The 13,201-nt window shown below is 64.5% G+C and carries 11 protein-coding genes and 1 pseudogene; all 12 read right to left on the reverse strand.

Translation table 11 applies throughout. From position 1 onward, the window contains the following. Positions 1 to 69: 69 nt before the first annotated feature. A complete protein-coding gene (gene ybgF, locus P6U24_RS33540; RefSeq protein ID WP_407156672.1) occupies positions 70 to 1,122 on the reverse strand; it encodes a tol-pal system protein YbgF in 1,053 nt (350 codons plus the stop codon). Between the two features lie 177 nt (positions 1,123 to 1,299). Beyond that, positions 1,300 to 1,791, reverse strand: coding sequence for a peptidoglycan-associated lipoprotein Pal (gene pal / locus P6U24_RS33545; protein WP_407156673.1), 492 nt, complete (start codon positions 1,789 to 1,791; stop codon positions 1,300 to 1,302). Between the two features lie 314 nt (positions 1,792 to 2,105). Further along, the gene (locus P6U24_RS33550; RefSeq protein ID WP_407156674.1) at positions 2,106 to 2,801 is read right to left on the reverse strand and encodes an N-acyl amino acid synthase FeeM domain-containing protein; all 696 of its coding nucleotides are present in this window, start codon (positions 2,799 to 2,801) and stop codon (positions 2,106 to 2,108) included. A 204-nt stretch (positions 2,802 to 3,005) separates the two neighbouring features. Further along, positions 3,006 to 5,342 carry a putative bifunctional diguanylate cyclase/phosphodiesterase gene (locus P6U24_RS33555; RefSeq protein WP_407156675.1) on the reverse strand — a complete coding sequence of 779 codons (2,337 nt, stop codon included), beginning with the start codon at positions 5,340 to 5,342 and terminating at the stop codon, positions 3,006 to 3,008. Positions 5,343 to 5,529: 187 nt separating this feature from the next. After that, a pseudogene (gene tolB, locus P6U24_RS33560) lies at positions 5,530 to 6,901 on the reverse strand (Tol-Pal system beta propeller repeat protein TolB). Positions 6,902 to 6,968: 67 nt separating this feature from the next. After that, positions 6,969 to 8,297: a Tol-Pal system beta propeller repeat protein TolB gene (gene tolB, locus P6U24_RS33565; protein WP_407156676.1), complete on the reverse strand. Its 1,329-nt coding sequence runs from the start codon at positions 8,295 to 8,297 to the stop codon at positions 6,969 to 6,971. Positions 8,298 to 8,323: 26 nt separating this feature from the next. After that, complete coding sequence (locus tag P6U24_RS33570; RefSeq protein ID WP_407156677.1) at positions 8,324 to 9,361, reverse strand: protein TolA; 1,038 nt, start codon at positions 9,359 to 9,361, stop codon at positions 8,324 to 8,326. Beyond that, positions 9,358 to 9,834 (reverse strand): ExbD/TolR family protein, encoded by a 477-nt coding sequence (locus tag P6U24_RS33575; RefSeq protein ID WP_407156678.1) that lies wholly within the window; start codon positions 9,832 to 9,834, stop codon positions 9,358 to 9,360. The genes P6U24_RS33570 and P6U24_RS33575 overlap by 4 nt, the downstream gene beginning before the upstream one ends. Positions 9,835 to 9,884: 50 nt before the next feature. Beyond that, positions 9,885 to 10,598, reverse strand: coding sequence for a protein TolQ (gene tolQ, locus P6U24_RS33580; protein ID WP_407156679.1), 714 nt, complete (start codon positions 10,596 to 10,598; stop codon positions 9,885 to 9,887). 535 nt (positions 10,599 to 11,133) lie between these two features. Further along, the gene (locus P6U24_RS33585) at positions 11,134 to 11,619 is read right to left on the reverse strand and encodes a DUF2852 domain-containing protein (RefSeq protein ID WP_407156680.1); all 486 of its coding nucleotides are present in this window, start codon (positions 11,617 to 11,619) and stop codon (positions 11,134 to 11,136) included. Positions 11,620 to 11,737: 118 nt separating this feature from the next. After that, positions 11,738 to 12,466 carry a TetR/AcrR family transcriptional regulator gene (locus P6U24_RS33590; protein ID WP_407156681.1) on the reverse strand — a complete coding sequence of 243 codons (729 nt, stop codon included), beginning with the start codon at positions 12,464 to 12,466 and terminating at the stop codon, positions 11,738 to 11,740. A gap of 178 nt (positions 12,467 to 12,644) precedes the next feature. Beyond that, positions 12,645 to 13,013 (reverse strand): hypothetical protein, encoded by a 369-nt coding sequence (locus P6U24_RS33595; RefSeq protein ID WP_407156682.1) that lies wholly within the window; start codon positions 13,011 to 13,013, stop codon positions 12,645 to 12,647. Positions 13,014 to 13,201 lie beyond the last annotated feature (188 nt).

The following is a 13,201-nucleotide window of genomic DNA, read 5'->3' on the forward strand; positions in this document are numbered from 1 at the left end:
CGCCGGGACGACAGCACTAATTGACGTGGCGCTACCAATCGACACGCGCATGTCATGCGCGCGCAGGCCTCAGCACTTCACGCGCTTCTGCTCGCGGTCGACGGTGGCTTTGACGCCGGCGGAGGCGCGCGGATATTTCCGCGTTACCTCGCCGAACGCGGCGCAGGCGGCTTCCTTCTCCTTCAGCGCGGCGAGCGACTGGCCGAGGCGCAGCAGCGCGTCGGGCGCCTTGCCGGCCTTCTCGTATTTGGTGGTCACGGCGAGGAAGGTCTCGGCCGCCTGGCGATATTGCTGGCGCTGATAGAAGCTCTCGCCGAGCCAATATTGCGCGTCGCCGACCAAGGGGTCACCGGGATGCTTCTGGGTGAAGTTGCGCATGGTCTGCTCGGCGAGCGCATAGTCCTTGCGCTGCATGTAGCCGATGCCAAGGTCGTATTCGTCGCGCGGCGTCGCCGTGGGCGGCAGGGTGTCGAGCCCGCCCGCGCCGCCGCCCGGAGCCGGTGCCGCGGGCGGCGGGCCGCCCTGCGGATAACGGCCGCCGCCGGTGTTGGCGAAGTTCGTCGGCCCGCCACCGCCTTGCTGCATCGGCAGCTGGCCGCCGCCGAGCGCGCGCGGCGCTCCGGGCGCATTCGGATTCTGGGAGGGATCGAAGGCATCACCACGGCCGCGACCACCTGCAGCCTGCTCCTGCACGATCGGCGCGGGCGCCCCGCCCTGCGGCTGGCCATAGCCCTGCTGCGGATAGGCTTGCTGCGGATAATTCTGCTGCGGCTGGGCGCCATATTGCGGCTGTTGCGGCGGGGGGTTGTAAGCCGGCTGCCCGCCCTGCCCGTAACCGGGCTGCGCTGCTGCAACCGGCGGCTGGCCGGCCGGCGCGCCGGCCTGGCCACCCCCGAGCTGCCGCAGCCGCTCCTCGAGCTGGCGGTTCTTGTATTGCAGTTCCTCATTCTGACCGGTGAGCTGACGGAGCTGGTTTTCCAGCCGCTCGATGCGCACCTCCGGATCCTCATCGGCCTGTGTCAGGACCTGTGACATGGCCCGCTGAGACAATGCTTGCGACGACAACAGCACCAGCGCGGCAATCGCCGCAGTGGTGCGTCCGTATTGGAAAATGGATGACATCTTGCCCTGACGACCGGATCAGCGTGACGCGCGCGGTGAAGCCCGCCTCATTGGGACACGGACTACGTCAAAAACGCGATTCATACAAATGACGTTCGAGCGAAACGCAAACGAAAAAGGCCGGCGCGAGGGCGCGCCGGCCTTTGATTGCAAGCTAACGGACAGCGACGTTCAGCTTCATGAACTGGCGTTCAGGACCGTCACCGCTCGGCGGTTCTGCGACCAGCAGGAAATATCGTTACAGACCGCGACGGGGCGCTCCTTGCCGTAGGAGATCGTGCGCATCCGGCTCGGATCGATGCCGCGCGAGGCCAGATAGTTGCGCACCGACTGGGCGCGCCGGGCGCCGAGCGCGATGTTGTACTCGCGGGTGCCGCGCTCGTCGGCGTGGCCTTCGATGGTGAACTGATAGCGCGGATAGGTCTGCAGCCACTGCGCCTGCTTGTCCAGCGTCGCGGTCGCCTGCGGCGTCAGGTCGGTCTGGTCGCTTTCGAAGAACACGCGGTCGCCGACATTGACCACGAAGTCCTGCTGGCTGCCGGGCGTGGCAGCGCTCGCCATGGCGTCGGTACCGGTCAGATTCTTGTTGGCGCAGGCGCCCATCGACAGCGCGACCGCGAGCACGGCGGCCAGCTTCAATCCCTGGAGGATACGCATCTGATATTTCATTCCGAGAGCCTCCACGCTCACGTTCTAGACTGTCATCCGGTCTACAGGGCGATGGTTAAGCGAACGTTCCGTCAACCTTGATGAGGTCTTGCCAGCCCGACTCAAATGCCAACAATCGGCGGAAAGCGACCGCGATGGTTAATCGTTTGTAAATGTGGCGCGAGGGTGAAGGCAAGCGGCGGCCCGCCCGGAACCCGCGCCTATTGCGTCGTTTTTTGCTAGGTATGGCAGTCTTGCCGCGCTAGGCGGCGGACGTTTTGTTCATTTTCCACGCGAAGCGGGCCGAATCAGCACAGCCTTGCGCGTCCGACGATTCAACCGGCTGCGATGGCCGGGGCCAATTGAGGAAGCGGAGGTCTGATGGAAGCCGCCTGCCCCGGGCGCTCGAACAGCATGCGCCGCTCGAACGCGCTCGAGCGCATGAAGGGGAAGCGCTGGAACACGCGGTCGCGGATCGAGGGATAATGCGCGGCGACCAGGCCGACCGGCTTGATCAGACCACCATAGCGTCGGGGCTCACCCCAGGGCTCCTGCAGGAACACCTTGCGATAGAAGGCCCGGTGCTCGGGCCGGACATTGGCCAGGCCAATATCCGCGTTGAAATGGGCGCAGGCGACGTAGCCGAGACGGACGGTGACATAGGGCAGTGCCGGAAGGCGGCGCGCTTTTTCATAGTCGGCGACAAAGCGGGTCGGATCGACGATCACCTTGCCCTGATCCAGCTCCGGATAGAGCAGATCCGAGAACATGCCCGCCGACAGCGACTCGCGCCATTGCGGTGTGAGGATGCTGACGCGGATCGAGCTGCAGAGCTCGCCGCCGACATAGACTGCGAAAATGAAGCTGTTCGGCAGATCGTCATATTCGTCCGTGACCCGACCGCTGTCGGAGGGAAGGATCGCGCCTTCGCGCAAGTAAGCGCGATAGCGAAGCTGATAGACTTGCTCTTTTTCTTCCGCGGTCTGCACCAATCGATAATCGACCTGATCCAGTAACTCCAAACCCCTCATGGAAGCTGTGCTGCTCGCCTCAGCTGCCGACATCCAACCCCCCTCACGCACGCACACAACTCTCACGGGCAGGGAAGAACGTTAACAGCTCCTTAACGAAGACGCAAAGATTAGACTTTTATAGGGTTAACTGCGGCAGGCGGCATCGAGCTCGGCCATCTCAAGATGTACGAAGACCACATGTACGAAATCGATGGCGGCCGATCAGGCGATCGAGCGCGCGACCACGACGAGCTTCGGCTCGTCCGCCGGCCGGCGGCCATGGGAGGCATTCAGCAGCTGGCGGATGCGCACCGCCGGCACCGGCCGGCTGAACAGATAGCCCTGCGCCTCGCTCACGGTGCCATCGACGCTGATCAGCTCAAGCTGCTCGTTGGTCTCGATGCCCTCCACCACGACCGACATGCCGAGATCGGCCGACAGCCGGGCGACACCACGCAGCAGGGTCAGCGGACGATCGCTGTCGATGCCCTCCAGGAAGGAGCGGTCGATCTTCACCTTCTGCAGCGGGAAGTTGTGCAGATAGCTGAGGCTCGAATAGCCGGTGCCGAAATCGTCGAGCGAGATGCGCACGCCGATCGCATGCAGCTGCGACAGCACGTCGTGCGTCAGTTGGGTGTTGCGCAGCAAGGATGATTCCGTGATCTCGATCTCGAGCCGATGCGGCGGCAGGCCCGAGACCTCGAGCGCATAGCGCACCTCGCTCAGCACGTCGCGCTGATGAAACTGCTGCGGCGAGAAATTGACAGCGACACAGACCCCTTCCGGCCATTTCATGCATTCCAGACAGGCGCGGCGCAGGATCCAGCGGCCGAGATCGACGATCAGGCCCATGTCCTCGGCGACCGGGATGATGTCGACCGGAGACACGGTGCCGCGCACCGGATGGTTCCAGCGCAGCAGCGCCTCGCAGGTCGAGATCTTGCCGGACTTGAGGTTGACCAGCGGCTGGTAGAACAGCTCGAACTCCTCGTTGGCCAGCGCCTTGCGCAGGTCGAGCTCGAGAATGCGGCGCGCCTCCACGGTCTGCGCGAGCTCGTCGCGGAAGAAGCAGAAGGTGCCGCGGCCGTCGGCCTTCGCCCGGTAGAGCGCCATGTCGGCGTTCTTGAGCAGCGTGTCGGCGCTGATGCCCGGCGCCGTCAGCGCGATGCCGACGGAGGCGCCGATCTCGACCAGGTGGTTGTCGATCTTATAGCGCTCGCTCAAGCGGTCGACGATGCGCCGCGCCAGCGTCGCGGCGTCGTCGTTGGAGCGGATGCCGCGCTGGAACACCACGAATTCGTCGCCGCCGAAGCGGGCGACGAAATCCTCCGGCCGCAGCATCTCGCGCAGCCGATCGGCGACCGCGCAGAGCAGCTGGTCGCCGCAGGGATGGCCGAGCGTGTCGTTGACCTGCTTGAACTGATCGAGATCGACGAACAACAACGCCGACAGCTCACCATCCGGCTGCGGCCGCGTGAGCAGCCGCTCGATCTCGTCACGGAACGAGACGCGGTTCGGCAGCGCGGTCAGCTCGTCATAGCGCGCCAGATGCGAGATCCGGGCCTCGGCCTGGCGGCGCTCGGTGATGTCCTCGAGCAGCACCACCGCGCCGCCGCCGACCTTCGGCTGGAAGGTCCAGGCCAGCGAGCGATCGCGCCTCGCATCGGGATCGCTGGTGACGATGTCGTGTGGCTGGCTGTTCTTGATCTGCTCCAGGATCACCTTGCCGTTTGCCGCCGAGATCGAGCCTGCGAGCACGCAGGCATTGACGATGCTTTCGGCGTCGGCGCCCTGACGCGTCAGATCGTCGGGCAGGCTGATCATCTCGCTGAAGCGATGGTTCATGACCGCGAGCCGCCCGTCGGCGCGGAACATGCAAAGCCCGTGGGGCATGTTGTTCAGCGCGCTGTCGAACTGGCTGGCAAGCGCCGCCTCGCCCTCGCGGGCGACGAACGCCTGGACGAACATCTTCTGCAGATTGGTCGAGATGTGCTTCAGCGACAGGAAGAACAGCACGCAGAAGGCCGCCATTCCGAGATAATAGGGACTGCCATTGGCCACGAGAGCGACGGTCAGCGGTCCGCAGGCCAGCAGGATCTGGACATGGAAGATCCAGGGGCGTCCGTAGGTACGGCCGGCCCCAGCCGACATATAGCAAAGCGTGACGGCGATCGCGATCAGATGAACGACCGCATCGTCGCTGCCGGTGACGGCGGCGAGGCACCAGACGCCGAGCACGAGCGCATACATCATTGCGCCCACCTGGTATCTGAGCTCCCAGCGCGCGACCGCCGTCTGCGACAGCCGGCCCGAGTCGCGCAGGCGCGCATAGTGGCGCATGTCGAGCGAGCGAAACGCGCCGACGAGGATCAGCAGGACGACGCAGGGCCAAAGCGTGGGATCACCGCTCTTGACGGCGGTCATGACGGCCGCGACCGCCGCGCAGAGCGCGCCAGCGAACATCGGGCCGGGATCCTGAAAGAGCGAATCGATCAACGCCGCGTGGATCGCGGGCGACATCTTCTGATCGGCATCGCCGTCCTGAGTTGCAAGCTGCATTCGACCCGCACGCGTCTTGTTCCGCGCGGAGTATTACCGGTGGCAGATGAAGCCTTTCTGAGCGAACATCGTTACCGGAACCTTGCCACAGCCGGGCGACGGTCGGCTTTTGCCCACCAAATCAGCAGATTATCTGCTGACCGCCGAAGGCGCCGATCTCAACCAGAAGTTCATAGCCTCAAAATCGTCACGACAATAGCGGCGACCAGGCCGGATCGGAGGCGTAGCCCGGCGTCGGCACCTTCTGCTCAAAGCGGCCGGAAATGTCGATCGTATAGAGCGACGGCCCGGCATCGCCGCCGGGATCGCGGAAGAACATCAGCACGCGGCCGTTCGGCGCGAAGGTCGGCCCCTCGTTATGAAAGCCCGAGGTCAGAATGCGCTCGCCGGAGCCGTCCGGCTTGATGACGCCGATCGAAAAACTGCCCGCCGCCCTGCTTGGTGAAGGCAATGAAGTCGCCGCGCGGCGACCAGACCGGGGTCGAGTAGGTTCCCTCCCCAAACGAGATGCGCTTCGCCTCGCCGCCGCCAGCGGGCATCACATAGATCTGAGGCTTGCCGCCGCGATCGGACTCGAAACAGAGCTGGCTGCCATCGGGCGCGTAGCAGGGGGAGGTGTCGATCCCCGGCGTGTCGGTGAGCCGCGTGGTGACGCGCGAGCGCAGATCCATCACGAACAGGTTCGAGTTGCCGCCCTGCTGCAGGCTCATGACGATGCTCTGCCCGTCCGGCGAGAAGCGGGGCGAGAACGACATGCCGGGAAAGTTGCCGACGACGTCGCGCTGGCCGGTCTCGAGGTTGAACAGGCAAACCTGCGGATCGTCCTGTCCGAACTCCATATAGGTGATCGCCTGGCTCGACGGCGAGAAGCGCGGCGTGAGCACCAGCTCGGCGCCGCGCGTCAAATAGCGCACATTGGCTCCGTCCTGGTCCATCAGCGCGAGCCGCTTGATGCGGCGATCCGACGGGCCGCTTTCGTCGACGAACACGACGCGACTGTCGAAATAGCCCTGCTCGCCGGTCATGCGGGTGTAGATCTGGTCGGAGATGAGGTGGGCGATGCGCCGCCAGTTCTGCGGCGGAGAGCTGAAGGCCCGATCGACCAGGTCTTGCCGGGTCTCGATGTCCCACAGCCGGAAGCCGACCTGGATCTGCCCATCGTCCTGCTTCTTGGCCTGCCCCACCACCACGGCCTGCGCTTTTGCCGTGCGCCAGCCGTCGAATTGCGGCGCCGTGTCGATATCGGCAATGCGCTCGGGGAAGGCCGAAGGATCGACCGCCGCGAATAGGCCGCTGCGCGTCAGGTTATTGGTGATGACCTGCGCGAGTCCATTGGCGATCTCGGTATCGGCAGGACTGCCGGGCAGAAAAGGCGGAACGGCGATCGGGATCGGCACGAACTCGCCCGGGGTGATGGTGATGCGCTGCTCCCCGAGCACACGTCCGGGCAGGGCCGCAAGGCCGGCCATGGCCAGGATCACGTTGCGGCGCGTCGGCCTCGGATCTGAACCAAGAAACTGATCTCGGGAGGACATGACTGGCAATCGCTGACAGAACAACTGACATCGAAAAACGTGAACACGACATGCCCGGCGAGAAATATCGCCGAGCAGGAACTTGCAGTGCTCAGGACAACAGCGGTGACCAGGCCGGGTCTGAGGCGTAGCCTGGGGTTGGCACCTTCTGTTCGAAGCGGCCGGAGACGTCGATCGTGTAGAGCGACGGCCCGGCATTGCCGCCGGGATCGCGGAAGAACATCAGCACGCGGCCGTTCGGCGCGAAGGTCGGCCCCTCATTGTGGAAGCCGGCGGTCAGAATGCGCTCGCCCGAGCCGTCGGTCTTCATGACGCCGATCGAGAACTGGCCCTCGCCCTGCTTGGTGAAGGCGATATAGTCGCCGCGCGGCGACCACACCGGTGTCGAGTAGCTGCCGTTGCCGAACGAAATGCGCTGCGCCTGCCCGCCGCTGGCGGGCATCACATAGATCTGCGGCTTGCCGCCGCGATCGCTTTCGAAACAGATCTGGCTGCCGTCGGGCGAGTAGGACGGCGAGGTATCGATCGCCGGCGTGTCGGTGAGACGTGTCGTGGTGCGCGAGCGCAGGTCCATGACAAACAGGTTGGAATTGCCCCCCTGCTGCAGGCTCATGATGATGCGCTGGCCGTCCGGTGAGAAGCGCGGCGAGAACGACATGCCGGGGAAATTGCCGACGATCTCGCGCTGGCCGGTCTCGATGTTGAACAAATAGACCTTCGGATCGCCCTGTCCGAATTCCATATAGGTGATGTCCTGGCTCGACGGCGAAAAGCGCGGCGTCAGCACGAGGTCGGCGCCGCGGGTCAGGTAACGCACATTGGCGCCGTCCTGGTCCATCAGCGCGAGCCGCTTGACGCGGCGCTCCGACGGGCCGCTTTCGTCGACGAACACGACGCGGCTGTCGAAATAGCCCTTCTCGCCGGTCCCTTGCGTGTAGATCTGATCGGAGATGATGTGAGCGATCCGCCGCCAATATTCCGGCGCCGTGACATATTGCTGGCCGGCGAGCTGCTGGCCGGAGGCGACGCTCCACAGCCGGAATTCGACCTTCAGCCGGCCGTCGCCCTGCCGCGTCGCCCGTCCCGTGACCAGCACATCCGCGTTGATCTGCTTCCAGCTCGCGAACTGCGGCACGGCATCGAAATTGGTGATGCGCTCGATGAAGGCGGAGGGATCGATCGGCAAGAACAAGCCGCTGCGCTTCAGATTGTTGGTAATGACCTGCGAGATGCCGTTGGCGACGTCGCCATCGCCAGGCCCGCCCGGCACGAAGGGTGGGATCGCGATCGGGATCGGTCTGAATTCACCGCTTGGCTGGATCGACAGTCGCCCCTGCCCCGACTGCGCGAACGCGGGTCCGATACCCAGCGCCGCGAACGCGGCCCCCGCACCCGCCACCACCTGGCGTCGCGTAATCACACCGGCTTTGCTCCTCGGAGGTGTCGTCAAGTTCGGCCTCGCATCGAATTCATCATTTTGAGGTTAAATGTCGTCGGTATCAGCTTCCAGTCGTTGTACTGGTTCTTCGGCAGAAACGCGTATGGCTGACAATTCTCGACCGCGCGTTTGGCGCTCTCGGCCATCGCCAGACCGACCGCCCTGTTCGGCGCTCTCATGGCGACAACCGCGGGAACCGCGGCGAGCGATCCGTCGGGGCGCATCTGAATGTCGATATCGACTTCGATCTTGTCCTCGTCCACGCCATTGAACGGCGTGTTGAAGCAGCGGCTGACCGCATCCTGGAAAGCGGCCTGCCAACTCGCGACGTTCGCGACCGCGTTGCCGGTCGCGGTTCCCAGCGCTGCATGGGCGTTGAGCTCGCTACCGGTCGCCGCACGCCGGGTCGGGTCCTTCTGATTGATCGCTTCTGCAATCTTCTCGTAGTCGAACTTGCGCTCGCTCTTGTGCTTGGGCGGTTCCGGCTGTGCGGCCTCGGCCTGCTGCGGCTTCGGAGGCTGCTTGGCCTTGTCCTTGTTCAGGACGCTTGCGATCTGATCCGGATTGAAGGCCTCGGGCTTCTTCTCTTCGGGCTTCGGCTTGTCCTGCGCGACGGGCTTGGGCGGATCGGGTTTCTTCTCGACCACAGGCTTGGGCGGATCAGGCTTCTTCTCAACGGGCTTTGGCGGATCCGGCTTTTTCTCGACGGGCTTCTCCGGCTTCGGTAGCGGCGTCGGCGCGGAATCAGTCTCGGTGACCGGCTTCGGATCGACCTTGCCGACGATGTCCTCGGTCGGCTTGACCTCGCCGATCTTGTCCGCGAGCGGCTTCGGATGCTCCTTCTTGCCCTCCTTATGACCGAGCTTGGACTTGGTGCTTTCCTCCGAGATCACGTCCACCGGCACGAGATCCTCCGGCGGCGGCACCGGGACCGAGCGCGCGGAGAAGGAGAACAGACCCCAGCCGACCACGAGGACATGCAGGGCCACGGACAGCACCGTGCCCCTGCGCGTACGAAGAAAGCTGATGACGTCCTTTGCCGTCATGAGCCCTGATCCGGAATCACCACGATGCTGGCGCGGTAGCCGGCGTCGCGCGCGAGCCCCAGCACCTTCATCATGTCGGAATAGCAGGCGTCGCGATCGCCGCGGATCTTGACCACGTTCTCGCCGCCGGCATTGGAATCCTTGATCGCCTTGATCTTCGGCTCGAGCTCATTGAGCGCGATCTGGGTGTCGCCGAGATAGACGTCGACCTTGGACTGGCAGCCGCCGCTGGTCTTCTTCACCGTCACCTCGAGCGGCGGCTTGGCATCGGCCGTCGAGGCCGAGCCGCCCTGCGCCTGCGGCAGATCGACCTGGATGTTCACGGTGAGCAGCGGCGCCGCCACCATGAAGATGATGAGCAGCACCAGCATCACGTCAACCATGGGGGTGACGTTGATCTCCGCCATGACAGCCTTGCGCCGGCCGCCCCGACGGCCACCGCCGCCGGAGGCGCTTCCCATGCTCATGCCCATGTCGGGGTGCTCATCGTGGTGCTCGCCATGCGGTCACACTATACCCGCCCTCAGCCCCGCTCGTCGATCTGACGCGACAGGATGGCCGAAAATTCATCTGCGAAGCCTTCCAGCCGCTGGGCCTGCCGGTTCACCTCCGAGGTGAACTTGTTATAGAAAATCGTCGCCGGGATGGCCGCGATGAGGCCGATGGCGGTGGCGAACAGCGCCTCCGCAATGCCGGGCGCGACCACCGCGAGCGAGGTGTTCTTCGAGGCGGCGATCGACTGGAAGCTCGACATGATGCCCCAGACGGTGCCGAACAGGCCGACGAAAGGACCTGCAGAACCGACGGTGGCGAGCACCAGCAGGCGCCGCTCCAGCCGCTCGATCTCGCGCGCGATCGAGACGTTCATCACCTTCTCGATCCGCATCTGCAGGCCGGCGAAGGAGCGCGCATGGCTTTCGAAGGAGCGCTTCCACTCGCGCATCGCGGCGACGAAGCAGGCCGCCATCGACTGCGTCGGCTTGGCCGACAGCGCACGGTAAAGCTCCTCGATCGACTCGCCCGACCAGAACGCCTGCTCGAAGCGGTCCATCGAGCGGCGGGTGCGGGAGTAAAGAAAGATCTTGTCGATCGCGATCGCCCAGACCCAGACCGAGCAGGTGATGAGGCCGAGCATGACCAGCTTCACGACCCAATGGGCCTGCCAGAACAACGCGATCAGCGAGACGTCGCCGGAGACAACCGGAAGGGCGGATTGACCCACTTCGGCCGGGTTCATTGACAGCATCCTCTCAACTGTCCCGACCCTGCGGGACCATGCGGCAGCCGTCATCACGGCGGCTGCAATCGCGGCGGTTTGCGCGCCTGCGCGAAAAGCCCTGTCCTGGTCGCTTGGGAGGCCCGCCGAAGCCCTGGCCTCCTTCCCCCGCCATCATGTCAAAACAAGGGCTGTTTGCGCAGGCGCTACACGTCCAACCAAACCCCAACCGCGGTTAACGCGGAGTTACCAGCGGCAACTTTCGTCGGCGAAAGCCGAGCCGCCGCAGCCCCTTAATACGCTTTTACAATCAAATGTTTGGGATTCAAGCCGCTGTTGCCGGCCGCGCCGAGACGCCGCAGGGCGCCAGCGCGTCGTCTCGCGCTAAGGCCGTCCAGGCCGAAACACTCAGGAACCGCTCTCTGAAAGGCGGAAGTTCCACGCCCGCAGCAAAACGCCCGCCGGCTTATACAACCGGCGGGCGCTTCACTGCCATCAGGCGGGGGGCTGATCGACCTGAGGCTAAACCGTCACGAGATCAACCTTGAACTTCAGCCTATTGGCCCTGCGGCTGATCGTTTGGCGGCGTCGGGCGCTGCCGATGCTGGGCCATGAAGGCGTCGAACTCTTCCTTGTCCTTGGCATGGCGCAGCCGGCTCAGGAACTCGCGAAACTCGCGCTGCTCCTCCTCGAGGCGCTGCAGCGTCTCCATGCGGTATTCATCGAACGCACGGTTGCCGCTGGAGGGGGCCGAGAAGCCGAAGCCGAAACCGCGGCGCTCCATCTTGTCGCGCATCCGCTCCATCTTCCACTGCATCCGGTCCATCTTGTTCTGCCAGCGATCAGGGCTCCAACACGCCATCTTTCTGCTCCCGAGTGTGAAAAAGAGAAGGGCAAGTCCGATCGGCCACCAGATGATGAAGCCGAGCACGGTGACGGCGATCCAGCCGGGATGCCAGGGCGTCTCCAGCATATGCGGTCGTCGATAATACTGGTCGTCGTCCGGGCCGCGCCATCGATTGACATCTGCGGTGTAGGCCATGTGGCTCTCCATACGGCGTCACGCCGTTGTGAATGTAAATAACATTTACATAGCTAAACCAACCAGGATTTTTGTCAAGGCGGCCGCCTGACGCAGGCTCGGAATTATTTGGGCAAGATTATTTCGGCTTGCCCCAAGGTTGGGGTGGCGTGTCATCCTGCGGAATCGGTGGCGGCCCCGACGAAGGCCCAGCCTGCCCGCCGCTACGATCGGTCGAGAAGCCGAGCCCGCGCAGATAGATCAGCACTTCGGCCTCTAACAGCTCCTCCGGCGACATCGGCAGCTTGCGCCGCGCCGCATCGCCGCGCGAGAACAGCGAGGCGACGCCATGCGCCATCGACCAGATGTGCAGGGCCATCATCAGCGCCGGCGGCCGCGGCGTGCCGGCCGGCGCCAATGCCGCAAGTCGCTCGGCTGCGGCGCGGATAACGCCGAACGCGCGCTCGCCCGCAGCCATCAGGCCGGCGGTCGAATCGGCGGCGATGCCGGATTCGAACATCGCCGAGTAGAACGCCGGCTCCTCACGGGCGAAGGCGAGATAGGCTTTCCCAACCCGCTCAAAGGCGGTGACGGTGTCGGGACGGCCATCGTCCCAGGCGGCCGAGAGCTGCGCTTCGAACTGCTCGAACCCGCGCTGGGCGATGCTCGACAGCAATTCGTCACGGTCGCGGAAATGGCGGTATGGGGCGGCCGGGCTGACGCCGGCCATGCGTGCGGCATCGGCGAAAGTGAACCCGGCGGCGCCCTTCTGCGCGATCAGGTCCAGCGCAGCCTGCAGCAACGCCTCTTTCAGATTGCCGTGGTGATAGCCGCGCTCAGCGCGGCCGCGTTCCTTGCGCCAGCTCATGTGAATGGCTTTTACATGAGCCGGGCGCCGGCAGGCCAGAAACTTTTCACATCGACGAGGATGCGCGCGTCGCGGTCCGACGCGGCACATGCGTGACGCCGCCACAAAGGTGCCCACCCTCCCCTTGAGGCGGAGGGTGGGTAGCGCGAATGCCGCCCTGTCTCGGGCCAGTGACCGTCTAACCACCGGGGATCGGCAGCACCGGCATGATCTCGACCCGCTCGCCCGGGAAGATCGCAAAGTGCGGATGGTTCTCGAACATCTTTGCCGCGTCCTCGTGAGATGCTGCGCGGACCACAGTGAAGCCACTCATCTCGTTGCTGATATCGGTGACCCCGTCCTTGTCGACCTTCTTGGTCTTGCCGAGCGGACCGCCCATGCCGACGATCGCGTCCTTGTGCTGGTCGACCCAGGCGTGCCAAGCGGCCATGCCCCGCTGCATCGTGGCCTGTCGCTCGGCTTCGGGCAGGGCCTCCCAGGCTTTCCATCGCGCGCTGGTGCGGCTGCCGAGGAAGACGGCAAGATAGGTGTTCGTATTGTCGGTCATGTTGCTTCCTTCCGTTTGAGTGAGTTTGGAGTTGTGAGTGGTGTGTTGATCTCGCTCGGCATCGGAGGTTCACCTCTCCCATCGGGAGAGGTCGGATTGCATCGCCAGATGCAATCCGGGTGAGGGGTTGCGATCTAACTCGAGGTGGAGCCCCTCACCCGGATTGCTTCGCAATCCGACCTCTCCCC

It is taken from the genome of Bradyrhizobium sp. STM 3557, from assembly GCF_045571465.1.
Classification (GTDB): domain Bacteria; phylum Pseudomonadota; class Alphaproteobacteria; order Rhizobiales; family Xanthobacteraceae; genus Bradyrhizobium.